Origin of the sequence: Anaerobacterium chartisolvens, from assembly GCF_003337415.1 — a bacterium.
Taxonomy (GTDB): Bacteria; Bacillota; Clostridia; order Acetivibrionales; family DSM-27016; genus Anaerobacterium; species Anaerobacterium chartisolvens.
On the sequence record NZ_QPJT01000011.1, the window covers coordinates 30284 to 46644 of the forward strand.

The 16361-nt window shown below is 40.7% G+C and carries 11 protein-coding genes and 1 riboswitch; of the genes, 5 read left to right on the plus strand and 6 right to left on the minus strand.

Features of this window, described 5'->3' with window-relative positions:
- The first annotated feature begins 715 nt into the window (after positions 1 to 715).
- The 3 genes from DFR58_RS10690 (at position 716) to DFR58_RS10700 (ending at position 2995) form a co-directional block, all read left to right on the plus strand.
- Positions 716 to 1846, plus strand: coding sequence for a polysaccharide deacetylase family protein (locus DFR58_RS10690; protein WP_242987554.1), 1131 nt, complete (start codon positions 716 to 718; stop codon positions 1844 to 1846).
- A 248-nt stretch (positions 1847 to 2094) separates the two neighbouring features.
- Positions 2095 to 2406 (plus strand): hypothetical protein, encoded by a 312-nt coding sequence (locus DFR58_RS10695; RefSeq protein ID WP_114297842.1) that lies wholly within the window; start codon positions 2095 to 2097, stop codon positions 2404 to 2406.
- A 373-nt stretch (positions 2407 to 2779) separates the two neighbouring features.
- Positions 2780 to 2995 carry a hypothetical protein gene (locus tag DFR58_RS10700; RefSeq protein WP_114297843.1) on the plus strand — a complete coding sequence of 72 codons (216 nt, stop codon included), beginning with the start codon at positions 2780 to 2782 and terminating at the stop codon, positions 2993 to 2995.
- 40 nt (positions 2996 to 3035) lie between these two features.
- Here the strand turns inward: DFR58_RS10700 and DFR58_RS10705 are convergent, their stop codons facing one another.
- Positions 3036 to 3650: an ECF transporter S component gene (locus tag DFR58_RS10705; RefSeq protein ID WP_114297844.1), complete on the minus strand. Its 615-nt coding sequence runs from the start codon at positions 3648 to 3650 to the stop codon at positions 3036 to 3038.
- A 71-nt stretch (positions 3651 to 3721) separates the two neighbouring features.
- A riboswitch (FMN riboswitch) is annotated at positions 3722 to 3886 on the minus strand.
- Positions 3887 to 4140: 254 nt separating this feature from the next.
- On the opposite strand from DFR58_RS10705, the gene DFR58_RS10710 reads away from it, so the two are divergent.
- Positions 4141 to 5043: a hypothetical protein gene (locus DFR58_RS10710; RefSeq protein WP_114297845.1), complete on the plus strand. Its 903-nt coding sequence runs from the start codon at positions 4141 to 4143 to the stop codon at positions 5041 to 5043.
- A gap of 159 nt (positions 5044 to 5202) precedes the next feature.
- A complete protein-coding gene (locus DFR58_RS10715; RefSeq protein ID WP_114297846.1) occupies positions 5203 to 5583 on the plus strand; it encodes a helix-turn-helix domain-containing protein in 381 nt (126 codons plus the stop codon).
- Positions 5584 to 5674: 91 nt separating this feature from the next.
- Here DFR58_RS10715 and DFR58_RS10720 read toward each other — a convergent pair whose 3' ends face one another.
- The 5 genes from DFR58_RS10720 to DFR58_RS10740 all read right to left on the minus strand — a co-directional run bounded on the left by DFR58_RS10720 (position 5675) and on the right by DFR58_RS10740 (position 16288).
- On the minus strand, positions 5675 to 6880 hold the full coding sequence (locus DFR58_RS10720; protein ID WP_114297847.1) for an ABC transporter permease: 1206 nt from the start codon (positions 6878 to 6880) through the stop codon (positions 5675 to 5677).
- 13 nt (positions 6881 to 6893) lie between these two features.
- Entirely contained in the window at positions 6894 to 8090 is a 1197-nt protein-coding gene (locus tag DFR58_RS10725) for an ABC transporter permease (RefSeq protein ID WP_114297848.1), read from the minus strand.
- A 77-nt stretch (positions 8091 to 8167) separates the two neighbouring features.
- The gene (locus tag DFR58_RS10730) at positions 8168 to 9103 is read right to left on the minus strand and encodes an ABC transporter ATP-binding protein (protein ID WP_114297849.1); all 936 of its coding nucleotides are present in this window, start codon (positions 9101 to 9103) and stop codon (positions 8168 to 8170) included.
- Positions 9104 to 9196: 93 nt separating this feature from the next.
- Positions 9197 to 10108 (minus strand): nitroreductase family protein, encoded by a 912-nt coding sequence (locus DFR58_RS10735; protein WP_114297850.1) that lies wholly within the window; start codon positions 10106 to 10108, stop codon positions 9197 to 9199.
- A gap of 81 nt (positions 10109 to 10189) precedes the next feature.
- Positions 10190 to 16288 (minus strand): type I polyketide synthase, encoded by a 6099-nt coding sequence (locus DFR58_RS10740; RefSeq protein WP_114297851.1) that lies wholly within the window; start codon positions 16286 to 16288, stop codon positions 10190 to 10192.
- Between the last annotated feature and the right edge of the window lie 73 nt (positions 16289 to 16361).

Below are 16361 nucleotides of genomic sequence, written 5' to 3' on the forward strand. Positions count from 1 at the left end.
GCTTTTATAGTTAGAGTAGAAATTATTATGGAGGATATTATTTTACATCCTCCGTTATCCGATATGTAAAAACCTAAACTATATAGATATAAATGGCTGCCATGGAGCTTTATTTTGTAAATCCCCAATTATAGCCTGAATAAAGCCATAAATTGCATTTGAACCTTTGCGGATATATGTAGTATAATGTAGAAAAAGGGACGGCTATAGAAGAAAAGCCTTACGGATTGGGACGGATTGCACGCTGCAATGTATATCCTCCCGGAGTGAAATAAAGGACTTTTTATTATTTAACGTAATGAGGCTTGAATAATATAATCTTCAAAAGCTGAGGCTATCAGCTCTTTGAGCTTGTAAAGAGAGGTATACGCAGACCTTTTCAGATACAAGCTTGTCCTGATTTAACTGTCACGAAAGCGGTTTTTAAAGTGATCACTTCTAAAAATAGTGTGCAGGGCATTATAGATATTATACCCTGTGCATCAAATAATAAAATTAGAGGTTTTTTCTTCTTTAAGCTGTCCCCTACATAGAGCTATGTAGTTTTTTTTTATTTTACTTTTTTTTAATATGTAATAATGTAGAATTTTGCTATAATTAAAATATGTCTTGGGGGGAAGAATATATTTCTGCCAAAAGACTTACTGATTGCTTACATAAAAACGGAAGAGCCGAGCAATAGGGGAATCAATAATATTTAAGACGGGGTGTTTAAATGAAAAAGGCAGCAGCGGGGGTTATCTTAGCTTTTTCCATGGCTTTTTTGCTTTCGGGATGTGCGGGAAATACTAAATTTCAAGATAGCAACACTAAAACAGAAGTGGAAAATCAAGCATCTACAGCTCCTTCTGTGACTCAGGGTGTTCAGCAAGGCAGCAGTGGTGACGAGGCCTCTACAGGCGGCGATGCTAAGGGAGGGGAGGAGCCAATTGACCTTTCCAAGGTAAAGCCAAATGAGTCGGGAAAGATTATGGTTGTTATGTTTCATAACTTTGTGGAGGAATACAAATCCGGGGATAAGGAATACACCACAACCTTTGCATTGTTTGAGAAGCTTTTAGAGGATTTGTACGGCAGGGGCTACCGTCTGATAAGCATGAAGGACTATATTGAAAACAACATTGATGTTCCTGCGGGCTGTATTCCCATGGTATTTACCTTTGATGACGGCAGTGCGGGGCAGTTCAATCTGATTGAGGAGAATGGAAGGCTTGTGGCGAACAGAAAATCTGCGGTGGGAGTAATGGAGGAATTTAATAAAAAGCATCCTGATTTTGGATTTAAGGCTACGTTTTACGTCAATCTGGGCGGTAGCACATTTTCAGGAAAGGGAACAATTTCCGAAAGACTGAGCTATCTCATTGACAAAGGCTTTGAAATAGGAAATCATACATTAAACCACAGTAATTTGAGATCCATAGACAGCTCCCGGGGAATAATGGAAGAGGTGGGAGGAAATCAGAAGGCTTTGCTAGAATCTGTTCCGGGCTACAAAATGGAAAGTCTTGCACTTCCTTTAGGGCGCAGTGCAAAGAAGGAGCTTAAGCAATATGTTATAAAGGGAGAGTATGACGGAGTGGCCTATGAAAACAAGTGTATATTGCTGGTCGGTGCAAATCCCGCGCCGTCTCCTGTCAGTAAAAAGCTTGATTTAATGAGCCTTCCAAGGGTACGAGCGGCAGGAATTAAAACTGTGGACGCGGATTTGGAATGGTGGCTGGAAAATATTTCGGAGGGCGAGCAGTATATAAGTGATGGAAATCCTGACACGGTAACGCTTCCAAGCGGTAAGGAGGACAGTATAGATAAGGATAAGCTAAAAGGCAAGCAACTGGTTGTTTATTGAAGCTTATTGTGATTCTATTATCAATTGAAGCCTCTTCCGATGAAAGCCGGGAGAGGTTTTTTGATGCTTATACCTTATGGATATTTCATTAATACTATGCTATAATATGTTGTAATTAGAAAATATTATAGATTGTGTATATATATTTCATAGCAAAGCAGAGCTTTCCAAATTCTGGGATATTTTATAGTTTGTTATATTTATATTCTTCGGTATATTTAAATATTTTGCTGTAAGGAGTGATTAGGATGCCAAAGGGAACTGTGAAGAGAATACAAACAGATATGGACGTAAAAAAGAAAGCTGTAAAACTTGTTATTTCGCATTTAAAGAAGAAAGTGCCGGAAGAATTTATAGGTGCAGAGCATTTAAAGGAATGGGTTGAGCAGATGGAAAAGATGCTTGAAAGCTCGGAGTTCAATATTAAAGAGCTTCATGAAATGCGTAAGAATTTTAATGATGTAATAGAAAGAACCGTGGATGAGGACATACGCTTTAAGCTGAGAGACTCATGGTACAGTCTTGGCAAGGCCCTCGATAAAAAGGTGAAAATAGGGTGATGATTTTGTATAATAAAAAGGCTCCGGAAAACTTGGAGCCTTTTTATTATACAAAAATATTATACATTCACAGGGAAATGATGTAAAATTATTAATATAATGACATGGCTTAATTAGTGCTAAATCTATATATGTAGCGATAAAGATTTTACATGGAGGATATAATTTGATGGAAGAAATTTTTTTGACCTGTAAGGAATACATCTAAGAAAAGCGCCTGATGACATACCCGTGAGACATTTCCCCGCAAGGCGTCTTTTTGTTGCTATTAAAAATTTCTGTAAGCAATTATATCCTCTATGTTTGTAAAATCTTTATCGCATCCTATATATATCGGTTTTGCTGCAAATAATTTCAGACGGGGGGAAGGAGCATGTTTTTCAGACAAAAGCCCAAAATACATAGCAGCTTACATTATGTACCTGCTGATAGAATAAAAAAAGACCTTGCCGCAGCACTTATGGAAAAGGGTGTGGATATAGGAAGCATACATGTTAAAACTACCGAAACAGTCCTTGTAGTCTGCTTTAAAGACATAATGGAAGGCAGGGGCAGCCGTACCTGCTCTATAATTTCCAAAGCTCATTAGCATTTCATGCTCATCTTCTCTTAAGAGAAGGACTCCCAGCCTAAGCTGAGAGTTCTTCCTTTGAATTTTTATGCAGAAGGGGAGAAAGCTTTTTGTATACTAAAGCGACGATTATTGAAACCATGATACCCTTTATGAGATTAAACGGCGCTATTCCGAAGGCGATAAAGGTTTTTACATCCACAATATAGCCATTTACGCTTCTGCCTAAGCCTACGACGGCATCAATAGGGAAATTGAGGACTGCGGCATATAGGGGGAGCAGGACAAAATAGTTAAAAACAGATGCAAAAAGCACCATGGAAAGGCTTCCTACCGAAAGGGCAATGCCCGCTCCCTTCCTGTTCATGAAACGCTTGTAAATTATACCGGCAGGTACTGCAAAGGCAATGCCTACCAGAAAATTTGCCAGCTCGCCTATGCCTGCTGTCTGAGTTGTAAGTACGTGTATAAGATTTTTTATCAATTCAATTATAACGGCACTTGCAGGGCCTAATGAAAAAGCTGCCAGAAGTACGGGTATTTCACTTAAATCCATCTTTAAAAACGGGGGCATAAATGGAATGGGAAACTCCAAAAACATAAGCACGGCAGCCATTGCGGACAATATGGCAATTTTGGTTATATATGCTGTTGCATACCTTTTTTTATACATCACGACTCTCCTTTACAAAATAAAAATACCCTGAGATATTACTTCAGGGCATCTAAAAGACACATAGTCGTCACCATCTTCTTTCATCCAGACTGATTAAATGCATATAAACAATGCACAAATTACTGTCGGCTTCGGAATTTCACCGAATCTGCTTAAAAAAACCTAAAATGATATTCTTTAAGCTCGCGGGCTTTACCGCCGGTTGGGAATTACACCCTACCCTGAAGATTGTATTCAGTTTTAACAGTACTGCATTAATGCGGCCTAAATATATAATGGCACAAACCCGGCAATGTGTCAATACAATTATCAGAGGCTTTCTGTATAAAAAATACAATAGGGCTTGCGGCACAAGCTTTTTAATGAATTTTGTGGTATAATCTAGTATCATGGATAGTAATTTTTCAGAAAGAGAAAATATTTAGCTTTGGAGTTTATTTTCTGTAATTGTGGTATATATTATAAAATATTTTAAGGAGGTCGGGAGATGAATTCAATAACTACCGAATATGGAGTTTTGGAAGGGATAACATATTTAAAGGAATATGCTCACGGGGGCGTCCGGGAGTGCATGGTTAACAGGGAAAACAGGCTTGTTACAAAGTACGGGGTGCTTATACCCTACTATAAGGACGATGAGCATAGAAGAAAACCTATTACTCCGATAGATTTTTATGATAATGGCATTATAAAAAGTATTTCGCTCCAGCAGCAAACTGTTGTAAAAACTCCTATAGGAGATTTTACAGTTGAGTTTATCAGCTTTTACGAGGATGGGAGCATAAAGAGAATACTCCACTTGAATGGACGGATAACGGGATACTGGTCGGAAGAAAATGAATACGGTATGGCGCAGGAGTTTGATTTCAGCTTTGATTTCGGTAAATTTACAAAGAAGATGATAGGGATTTGTTTTTACAAAAGCGGCACGGTAAAGAGCCTTACCCTCTGGCCTCAGGATTCCCTTGAGGTGCGGCTGCCCTTTGGGAATATATCGGTACGTACCGGAATAGCCCTTTACCCGGAGGGAAGCATTAAGTCGGTAGAGCCGTTCAAGTCTGTACCCGTGCCCACGCCCATAGGTAGCATAGCTGCATTTGACATAAATTCCGTTGGAGTACACGGCGATACAAATTCTTTGGGCTTATATGAGGATGGAAGAATTAAGAATTTGGTGACCTCGTTTGATGAGATAACGGTGGAGGGTGAGAATGGGTATTCCGCTGTTTATAGCCCGGCATTAAGAGACGATGCGGGAAAAACCGTCAGAAGCCCCTTGCATATACAGTTTTTTGACGGAAAGATAATGATTGGTAATACGCATTCCGGGGTATATGAAATAAATAGATATACTTTTAAAATAAGCAAGTTTAAGGGGTGGGCCTCGTAAGGATAACATTTATTTAAGCATAGCGATTCCTTGCGTTCTAATTGTGCCTTCTATTCTGCCGGTACGGTACAGAGCATTCTTTGCATATGCGTTTCAAGATAAGAGTTGTTGCTTTTTGCGTAAAAATTATCATATAATTATTTTTATAGGAGGACGAATATGTCAGTTTTCGCAGAGAGGTTAAGAAACTTAAGAGAGAAGCAGGGGCAAACGCAGGTTCAGGTAGGCAAGGCTGTGGGAAAAAGCAGAGAGGCTGTAACTAAGTATGAAATGGGCCAGAGAGAGCCGGATTTACATGCAATCACATCTATAGCAAGGTATTTTAATGTTTCAGCAGACTACATATTGGGAATAACCGATCAGCTAGACAGCAATCATAAGCAGGAGGGTTTGGATGAGGTTTCTCTTTCAGGCAAGGAATGTAAGGACAATGAGGAATTTGTCCCATACTTTAAGCTTGCGTTAAAGATAAAAAATAGCGGCGTGGGGCTTAAGGAAGTGGAGGAGTTTGTTGACAAGCTCATAAAGCAAAAGAGGTAGGCTTGGAATGTATCCTTTGCGGCTTGCCTGAAACCAGTTGAAAAGAAAGAAGCCCCGCCATAAATGGTGAAGCCCCTCTTTTATTTTAATATCAGGTGTTCTTCAGGAATTTATTAACGAATCTCTCCTTTGCAAGTATGATGATAAAGAAGGCTATGCTTATTATAAGCAAAACAACCGAAGGCCTTAAAATGGCTTCAAATCCAAGGTCGTTGTCTATAATGCTTCTCATTCCCTTCATAACCCAGTATTGAGGCAAGATTACAGCAATTTTCTGCATAAATTCCGGCTGAAGCTCCAGAGGCCACAAACAGCCCGAAACCATGGAGGTGCATAAAACAGCCAGTGAAGCTATGGAGGTAAGCTGTGCATTGGTATTTACTATTGTGGATAAAAATATACCCATTGCCGCGGCGCTTAATATAAATACTGTCATAACACACATCAGGGCAGGTATTGAGCTTCCCCAGTCCACACCTAAAACAAACCGGCTGAAGAGTATGGTTAGTGCAATTTGTATCCAGCCCTTGACAAATGTGCTTAAAATATTGCCCAGATAGATTATAGAGCTATTGGTGGGGGTTACAATCAATCTATACCAGGTATAGTCTTTTTTCTCGTCGAGAATAACCCCGCCGCTGGAGAACATCATAGTCATCATTAAAAAAATTACTATAAGCCCGATGGTAGTTGTCAGCTTATTCCCATTCTTTTTGCTTTTAATATTTTCTGTAAACTTTATATGCTCAACGGTAACGATATTAGGAATGCTTAAGGCCTTGTCAACGTTTTTTGTTAATGCTTCGAGAGTGGCTTTGTCATCGCCCATGTTTAAGTCGGTTAAAACCTCTTTAAAAAAGTTAATGATTATTTCATTGGTTCTCATTCTTACCAATGCTTTTCTTAAGGAATATTCCAGAGCCTTGGAATTTGGAGATTCGGTAAGCTTGATTAAGGTTATTTGAGGAACTTTCCCATTTATTATATCGTCTGTAAACCCTTTGGGCAATATAAAGCCCAATTCAAGCTGAGACTTCTGAACCTGGCCTACAACCTCCTCTTCACTCATTTCAGTAAATGAGGCTATATCGTCGTTGTTTAATTCCTTGATAAACTCCTTGGAAAATTCCTTATTATCAAAGTCAACTATACCGCAGGGGATTTTTGTTTCATTTGTATAATTAATATTAGTAAAAATCACTATCATTACAAATGGAATTAATATCATAAATAACAGGGTCTTTTTATCCCGTATTAATTTTTTTAAATCAAACATTAATATATTAAGTACTTTCATCAAATCTATCACCTCACACCGTTTCAAATTTTGAAATTCCTATTATGAGAAATAACAGGCCTGCTGCAAAAAGTATAATGCAATTTGGAGCTATTGCATAAAAATCCGTACCTTGCATAAGCTTGTAGTATGCATCCATGGCATGTCTGTTAGGGGTAATACTTGATATTGTTTTCATAAAGTCCGGGAATAAGTAGAACGGCATCATACCCCCGCCTAAAGCTGTAAATATCATGATTAAAACTTCACCTAAATTATTTGCCGCTTTAACATTTTTGCCTATAGCGGCTATAAACATACCGAATCCTGAGCTGAAAAACACAAGGCAAAGGCTGAGAATTATAAGTGCATATAGTGGGCCGCCCCAATCCACCCTGTAAAATACCGTGGTGAAAATCACCAGTATTATTGATTGAAGAGCGCCGATGGTTGCAAGACCGATACATTTGCCTAAAATCAATTCAAATTTTGATACCCCTGCTCCAATTATCCTACCCAGAGTTCTGTTTTCTTTTTCTTGAAGCATCAGGGTCACGCCGGTGACAGAGCTGAAAAGAATATACATTACCAGCATAGCAACAGAATAATATTGCAGTGAGGATATGGGCTTTGTCTCCTTTTGAGTTGATTCCTTAAATTCAATCAACTCCTCACTGAGTCTTGTGGCTATTTTCATCATAATATTTCCATTCAAGCCTCTTTCAATAAAATCCTTATTTCCTGAGGCCGTTGCTGTTTCCATAAAGGCATGATATCCCTTTCTGCTAATAGAGAGTATATTCATATAGCCATTTGCCGTACCAAATGTAAAGGTTCCCTTTAATGCCTCTTCATTATTAGAGAGCACGTCTACCTTCACTTCTCTGTTATTACTGAGGTTAACAGTATAATTCTCATGAATTAAAATTATGGCTGCTACTTTATTGGATCTCAATTTTTTCATTGCAGCTTCCTCGGTGTCCTCCTCCAGCTCAAATATGCTGCCATAATAATCTCTGATGATTCCGACGAAAAGCTGAGAGTCGAAGCCCTTATCCTTGTCAACAACAGAAATAGGGAATTTGCTGATGCCATTGTCTTCTTCAAATATTGCCCCCAGTGCAGTTCCTAAAATAAGCATTATAAATACCGGCATTAATAGGAGACTTATAAGAGCTTTTATATCCTTGGCTATTATTTTTAAATCTTTTAATGCAATATGTAAAACCATAACTATCCTCCCGCCTAATAAGTTTAATAACTACACAAAAATTTTTAAAGGAGCCCTTAAGCAGATATATCAAGCTGTTAATCTCTCAAGGCTCTTCCCGTCAAATGGAGAAATACGCTTTCAAGGTTTGATTCCTGTATGCCGATATTATGGATTTTACAATTTGATTCATCAAGGATTGATATTAGGGGCGCCAGCATTGCGCCGGATTCTTTTCCGTATACGCTGAGCTTGCTGCCGTCTAAAATTACTTTTGTTATGCCCTTAAGGGGCTGCACCAGCTCTTCCAGACCGGAAGGAGGGTTAGCAATATCCACATTGATAACGTCAAATTCACCCACCAGCTTTCTTAGCTCCTCCTTGGAGCCGGATGCAATAATTTTGCCGTGATCCATTATTGCTATTCTTGAGCATAAATACTCAACTTCCTCCATATAATGGCTTGTATATATTATTGTCATGCCTTCCTTATTAAGATTCAGAACTGACTCTAATATGTGATTTCTTGACTGGGGATCGATGCCCACCGTAGGCTCATCCATTACCAATATTTTAGGCTTGTGCAGCAGAGCGGCGGCAATATTTATTCTTCTTTTCATACCTCCTGAATATGTCTCAATCCTGTCATTTTGCCTGTCCTTTAATCCCGCTATTTCCAAAGCCATATCAACTCTTTCATCAAGAAGCTTACCGCCAAGCCCATACATCCTTCCCCAAAAAACCAAATTATCTCTGGCCGACAAGGTAGGATAAAGAGCTATTTCCTGAGGAACCAGCCCTATAGCCTTTCGTGCTTCCTTGGATTTTTGCATAACATCGTTTCCGTCAATGGTTATCCGGCCGCTATCCGGCCTGACCAGTGTTGTGACCATTGATATAAGAGTGGATTTTCCGGCACCATTTGGTCCTAATAATCCAAAAACCTCTCCGCTTTTAACTTCAAAGCTTACTCCGTTTACCGCTATCAAGCTGCCAAACCTTTTTGATACATCCTTTACTTCAATTAAATTCATATTAACGCCTCCCTAAATAATCTTTAATTTTTCTGGTGCTTAACGGTTAAACATTAACAACAGGCAAAAAGCAATTGGTTAAAAATTATAGTATCAGTAATAGAAAACATTTGATAAGGACTTATGAAGCCTTCTTTTATATTCATATTTGGGATATCCTATAAGAAGTGCGATTCCATGCCTGTTGTTTTTTCCGATATTATACTTTCTTTTCAGCTTTCCATTGTGCCGCAGGAAGTTTGAGGATGTGCCTGCAAAAGAAGTTGCAAGACCTAAGGCTTCCGCCGTAAGCATTGCATATGTTGCGGCAATGAAAGCGTCCGCCGGGTCTGCATACTTGGAGGCATGAAAATATAAAACCAACGGGGCGTTAAATAAAAGCCCATCCTTACCAGCCTTAAGATCCCGGATATAAAATAGTGCTGTAGGGTAAAGGTATGTTTCGAACAGATCTGCTGTTTCTTTTGAAAACAGACCTATAAAGGATCTTATAACAGGCCCGAAAATCCACTTTCTATGGTCAATAGCATTTATAATATCTGTTACGAATTCTCTGACCTTGCTATGCCCCTTTAAAACCAGAATTTCCACATCTGATGGCGGCAGCCCAACAGGCGCTTGCTTAACTCCCTCAATTATCTTATCAATCTTTTCCTGCTCCACGTCCCTTTCCAAATAGTTTCTTACCGCTCTCCTTGAGGACAGGAGACTGAAAAACTCCTCATAGGAAGGCTTGCGTTCCTTAACAAAATCTATGGTGTCATTTTTAGATATGGTTCTTCCTTCAACAGATATGCAATTTTCCGGGCAAATTGCCATACATTGACCGCAGCCGATACAGCCGAAATGCCTTTGCTGATCCACTACCATTTTTCCATTTTCCTTAAATATCGCCCCGACAAGACCTCCCCCGCATATATCCGCACATAATCCGCAGGCGGTACATTTTGAATAATCAATTTCAACATTTGCCACACCGGATGCTCTTGCTGTTTTTACTGACATAAATTTTCCCCTTTCATGTAACGGCTTCCAAACAATATTATATATGGAATATTAATATTATTCAGCACTTGTTTAAATAATTTAACAATTAAAGCTGATTTTTGAAATATTCATAAGTTTGTTTACCTTTTTTATTGAATATGCGCTATCAATATGTGACTTTATATCACTGATAAGGATATTGTTATCGGATAAAACCAAATCGACAATTTTTTCAAAGCATTTAATAAATGCTGATACCGTTTCCTTCTTAAATAAGCCTGTATTATAGTTAAAATATACATCTATACGGCCTTCCTTTTCCATTGACTCAAAATTAATATCAAATGTTACATGCTTTAAGTCGTACTGGTAATTGGTAAAGGTCAAATCCCTGATTTTTAAAATTTGATCGTTTGCGTTTTCAAAGCTGAACATTACGTCGAAAACGGGGTTGCGTCCCGGAATTCTTTTAATTTTAAGCTCCTCTACCATATGGCTGAAGGGATAGCCGCCATAAGCAAACATATTGAGCATTTCGCTTTTTACTTCAGTTAAAAGGTCTGTAAATCTTTTTTCAGAGGACGGATATGTCCTGAAGGCCACCGAGTTTGTAAGAAGTCCGAAGCAATTCTCAAAGCCTTGCTCAAGGCGTACCGACATCGGTATACCTATAATAATGTCATCACAGTCTGAAATGCTGTTTAGTAAAACGTCAAACAATGAAAACATTATCATAAACAGGCTGGTGCCGGTGGATTTGCCAAAAGCCTTCATATTTTCGGTTTTTTCTTCAGGTATTGAGAAGCATATCCTGTTGCCGCTAAAGCTTTGCTTTTCGGGGCGTGGGAAATCGGTGGGAAGCATAAGAGTCGGAAGCTCACCTGAAAGCTTTTCCTTCCAAAACTTTTTATGAGAGCTGAATTCTCCCTCCATAAAATACCTTTCTTCAAGCTCAATATAATCCCTGTAGCATTTGGCGGGCATTTGCAAGTATCTGTCCTCATACAGGCTTATAAATTCCTGAATGAATATACCCATTGATATGCCGTCGGAAATTATATGATGAAAATCTACGGCAAACAAAAACCTTACGGGGCTTATTTCAACAATTAAAACCCTTGCCAAGGGAGGTTTAGCCAAATCAAATGCCGTGATAAACTCTTCAATATGCTTTTTAAGGTCCTCCTCATTTCCTTTTTTATATATTGGCTCAAAGCAGACATTTTCATGAACCTTCTGAACCGGCTTTCCGTCCTTAAGCTCAAAGCCTGTGCTGAGCAGCTTATGCCGTTTTGCCAATTGCCCAAGCACTAGGGAGACCTTTTCAAGGCTTAAAGGCCCCTCAACCATCATAGCGCCGGATATATGATAGGCAAGGTTGTCCTTCACCATTTTGTCAAGTATAAATTGGCCCTTCTGAAGTGCCGACATGCTAAAGTAATTGTCCCCAAGCCTGCTTTGGATCAGCCTTGATTCGGTTGATTTTTTTTTTGAAGTGAACTCAAATCCTCCTGAACGAAGCTCTGAGACACTTTCCTTTATTGCGTCTATGAATTTGTTTGCGTCTTCCTGCGTATGGGCTGTGCTGAAATAGCATATGCGTTTTTCCCAGACATAAATTCCCTTGTGAATCATCAGGTAGAAGAAAAGCTCTATTTCAATAGGGAGCTTTCTTAAATCCAAGCCTCCATAGCCGTCGAATCTGAATTGGGAGGCAAAGTATTTTATCCTTAAGGGAACGTCATTGTCCTCAAAATAGTTATTCAGAGTATTTACCGTGTCGGAAGTGAGCTTATTGACCCTTTCCTGAAGCGCGTTGCCTTCCTCCTTCATCTTAAGAAGAACCGCCCTGCACGCCGCAAGTGAGACAGGATGCTTGCAGAAGGTGCCTGCAAAGGAGGTTACCTCTTTTGCAGGATATGAGCCATCTCCGAATTGCCACCAGCCTCCGTCAACGGCATCAAGATATTTTGCCTTTCCGGCTATTACGCCGATAGGGAAGCCGCCTCCTATAACCTTTCCATAAGTCACGATATCGGCCTTTACGCCAAAATGCGCCTGAGCCCCGCCCTGACAAATTCTAAAGCCGTTAATAATTTCATCAAAAATTAATGCCGATCCCATTTGCTGTGTAATGGCTCTGACATTATGCAGGAATTCCTTGGGCTGCAGCTCGGGGTTTCTGCTCTGCACCGGCTCTACAAGGACAGCCGCAAGCTCATGCCCGATTTCACGGATTTTTTCAAGGGTTTCAGGCGCGCCATACTCCAGAACAACCACATCCTCTACCGCACCCTGCATGATTCCGGGGGAGGTAGGGACTGTTTTATTTCCCATGGAGATACCCAATATAATATCGCTGTTGCCATGAAAGGCACCCTTAAAAAGAACCACCTTGCTTCTTTGAGTAACAGTTCTTGCGATCCTCACTGCCGTCATAACAGCTTCAGACCCGGTATTTGCGAAGGCCACTCTTTCACAGCCCGTCATTTCACATATAAGCGCGGCTGTTTCACCTGCGAGGTCTGTTTGGGGGCCGAGCTCCCATCCCTCCTTAAGCTGATTTTGAACAGCGTCTATAATAAACTGGGGGCTGTTTCCAAAAAAGTTTACACCATAGCCTATTGCCATATCAATATATTCATTTTCGTCGACATCCCAGAAACGGGAGCCCTTGGATTTTAATGCCTGAAGTGGGTATATCATTTCTTTAAAGCTCATTCTGAAGTTTAATGAGCTTATCCAGTCTGACAAAACCGCACGGCTTTTCTGAGAATACTCTTTTGATTTTTTGGTGCGCTCATTATACCTTTTAACAAGGCTGTCAACAAATAGCTTCTGCTCCTCGGTAAAGGGATCGTCGTCAAATTTCATAGCACGCAGGGTAAAGGATGCAGACTGTGCTTTGTCCACCGGTTTTGCATGATTATCCAAGGAGCTTTGATAAGCGGGTGCGGGTGTAAGTGAGGTGCCGCTGTTTGCCACCGTGTCAACGCCGTTTAGCCTGTTTAATGTATCAAGCTGCTTATGCATAATTTCAAGCTGCTGATTTATAATGCCTTGTAAGCCGCTGCTCTGTAAATTGCTGTCGACGGCTGCGGGAATTGTATTGCTTAAGGGAATGCATTCACAGGCCTCCTCCGACATTGATTTTACCGGCATCTTTTCTTTAAGGTACTCGGCGATCATCTTTACAGAGCGTAAGTCAACCATAAATTTATTCAACGTCACATCAACACTGTATTCCTTTTCAATTTTATTTCTTAAATGAACCAGCATTAATGAATCAAATCCAAGAGTGAATAAATCCGTATCTGATTTTATCTCATTTATTTCAAGGCCGGTTATCTCATTTATCAATAGCTTTAGCTGTTCCTCAAGGGCTGTGATATCCATATGAACGTCCTCCGTTTCTCGTGCCGTTAAGTTGTTGAAGCCTTTTACATTTTTATCTGCCGTAGGCTCAGATGCTGTTTGGGTATTTGATTTAAACCAGAAGCTCTTTTTCTGGAAGGGGTAGTTGGGCAGAGCTGTTTTTCTTGCGTTTTTATAAATTTCCGAAAGGGAATTCCAGTTAATGTCTATATTGTTTTTATATAATGAAGAAATACTGGTCAGCATTTGTTCCCAGGAGGATTTTGCTTCTCTTAAGGAGGGCAGGCACAAAATATCCTTTTTATTGACGCTTTCCTGTATGAAGCCGCAAAGCAATGCCTTTGCGCCAACCTCAATAAAAATGGAGGCCCCTTTGGCTTCTATTGTACGTATGGCGTCATAAAACCTGACAGGCATTGAAATATGACGCAACCAGTATTGGGGTGTTGTTATTTCATCGGGCTGCGCCGGTTTTCCCGTCAGATCGGATATTATAGTGATTTTGGGCTTGGAGAATGTAACAACATCCAGCGCTTCTTTAAATTTTCCAAGTACGGCATTAATCATTGGCGAATGGAAGGCATGAGATATAGAAAGCCGTTCGGTGAAGATTTTGTTTTCCCGCGCTTTATTCAGAATAAGCTCAACACTGTCCTTTGCACCTGATATTGTGACTATGTCCCTGTTATTTACGGCAGCGATTGAAACATCACAAAGTCCCGATTCCTTTATCAGCGAGGCTACCGTTTCCTCATTGGAAAGTATTGTACCCATCATTCCATTGCCTGGAAGGGATTGTACAATACTGCCTCTGGAAGCGACCAGATAAACAGCGTCGGAAAGTGTAAATACTCCCGCTATGCAGGCGGCGGCAAAGGATCCTATGCTGTGTCCCATTACGTAGTCCGGCTTAACTCCGAAGGATTCCCACAGCTTAGAGAGTGAGTATTCAAGTGAAAAAATAACGGGCTGGGTGTAAACGGTCTTTTCAAGGGTTTCCTTATTTGAAGCCTCAGAGTATAATAAATCTATAACGGATTTATCTATATGCCGGCTAAATAGCCTGTCACACTCATCCATGGAATCCTTAAAAACCTTAAAAAGCCGGTACAATTCTCCTCCCATGCCGGGATACTGGGAGCCCTGGCCGGTAAAAAGAAATACAATGGATTTATTATCCAAGCCTATCGGGGCGGTATTTTTTGACCTGCTTATATATGCCTCCAGTTTCCTTGCTAACGCCTCTCTGGTAGAGCCGACAAAAGAAGCTCTTACAGGGAAATAGCATCTGCTGATGTTAGAGGAGTAGCAGATATCGGCAATGTTGTCGGATGTGCTTTGAATATACCGAAGGTATTTCCTCGCCATATCCATGATTGCATTATCTGTTTTTGCCGACAGGGTAAGGATCATCTCAAGCCCCGGAGCTTGAGGCAAAGCATCTACTTGGGGCGGCTCCCTGACAATAACATGTGTTATCGTACCTCCTAAGCCTAATGAGCTTAAGCCTGCGATACGGGTTCTAGTTCCACGCTTCCATGGCGTAGGAGATTTTACTATTTCAACGGGTATGTTACTCCATGGGATTTCGGCATTTAATTGCCCGCAGTTTATGCTGGGAGGGAGCATTTCGTTCTGTATGCTGAGTATTAGCTTTATAAGGCCTGCCATGCCCGCACTTGCTTCAAGATGCCCTATGTTGGATTTTACAGAGCCGACAAGAAGCGGCTTAATCCTTTCGCCGCCGTAAACTGTGTTAAGTGAATTTATTTCTATGGGATCACCTAAGGGAGTAGCCGAGGCATGTGCTTCAATATAGTCGACATCCTTTGGCGATACACCTGCCTTTGTCAATGCGGATTTTATAAGCCTTTCCTGTGCCAGCCCGTTAGGAGCCGTAAGGCCGTTGCTTTTACCGTCGTGAAGAACCTCTGTGCCTTCTATGACAGCTAGAATATTATCCCCGTCACGAAGGGCGTCGGATAATCTCTTAACTATTACGAAGCCACAGCCCTCACCTCTTCCATAGCCATCGGCATCCGCACTGAAGCTCCGGCTTTTGCCATCTGCGGAAATTGCTTTCAGCCTGGAAAGCGCCATGTAATACTGAGGTATCAGAATAAGGCTGACTCCTCCAACCATTGCCATATCACAGCCTTTATTTCTCAGACTCTCGCAGGCATAGTGCAGTGCCACAAGAGATGAGGAGCAGGCTGTGTCAACGGACATGCTGGGGCCGTTAAAATCATAAAAGTATGACAGCCTTCCGCAGGCGGCAAACGGAGATACGCCTGTCGCACAATAAGGGGTTATTTCCTTGCTTGTCCCAAGCAACAGGTTCTGGAACTCATTACCCATGCTTCCGATAAAAACACCCGTCTTGCTGCCCCTTATGTTTGCCGGAAAAATTCCCGCATTCTCAAGGGCTTCCCAGCTAACCTCCAATAACAGCCTCTGCTGCGGATCCATGCTTTCCGCTTCTATTGGGGCTATTTCAAAAAAAGAGGCGTCAAACTCGTCCACAGCAACATTCAGGAAGTTGCCGTACCTTGTATAAATTTTGCCGGGGGCATCCATATCGGGGCTGTAATACTTATTTATATCAAATCTGCTCTTTGGTATTTCCGATACCGTATCCCTGCCCTGGGAAAGAAGCTGCCAGAATTCTTCTGGGGAATTCGCCCCTCCGGGGAACCTGCACGCCATTCCAACAACAGCGATAGAATGCTGCTTTTTTAACGACCTTATTTCCTCATCCAGCTTAACTATTGTTTCGGTTGCCTTTTTTAAGGCCTTTTCATATTTTTCCTCAATACCAGCCATATCAAAAAACCTGCCTCCTCAATCCATACAACAAATGTTTATAATGATGCAAGCAATTTTTATTCATAAAAAG

Bases quoted from the DNA above. Each gene is read 5' to 3' on its own strand.
- DFR58_RS10725 (WP_114297848.1), bottom strand. From the start codon at position 8,090: ATGGTTTTACATATTGCATTAAAAGATTTAAAAATAATAGCCAAGGAT.
- DFR58_RS10700 (WP_114297843.1), top strand. From the start codon at position 2,780: ATGTTTTTCAGACAAAAGCCCAAAATACATAGCAGCTTACATTATGTA.
- DFR58_RS10695 (WP_114297842.1), top strand. From the start codon at position 2,095: ATGCCAAAGGGAACTGTGAAGAGAATACAAACAGATATGGACGTAAAA.
- DFR58_RS10730 (WP_114297849.1), bottom strand. From the start codon at position 9,103: ATGAATTTAATTGAAGTAAAGGATGTATCAAAAAGGTTTGGCAGCTTG.
- DFR58_RS10735 (WP_114297850.1), bottom strand. From the start codon at position 10,108: ATGTCAGTAAAAACAGCAAGAGCATCCGGTGTGGCAAATGTTGAAATT.
- DFR58_RS10710 (WP_114297845.1), top strand. From the start codon at position 4,141: ATGAATTCAATAACTACCGAATATGGAGTTTTGGAAGGGATAACATAT.
- DFR58_RS10715 (WP_114297846.1), top strand. From the start codon at position 5,203: ATGTCAGTTTTCGCAGAGAGGTTAAGAAACTTAAGAGAGAAGCAGGGG.
- DFR58_RS10705 (WP_114297844.1), bottom strand. From the start codon at position 3,650: ATGTATAAAAAAAGGTATGCAACAGCATATATAACCAAAATTGCCATA.
- DFR58_RS10690 (WP_242987554.1), top strand. From the start codon at position 716: ATGAAAAAGGCAGCAGCGGGGGTTATCTTAGCTTTTTCCATGGCTTTT.
- DFR58_RS10720 (WP_114297847.1), bottom strand. From the start codon at position 6,880: ATGAAAGTACTTAATATATTAATGTTTGATTTAAAAAAATTAATACGG.
- DFR58_RS10740 (WP_114297851.1), bottom strand. From the start codon at position 16,288: ATGGCTGGTATTGAGGAAAAATATGAAAAGGCCTTAAAAAAGGCAACC.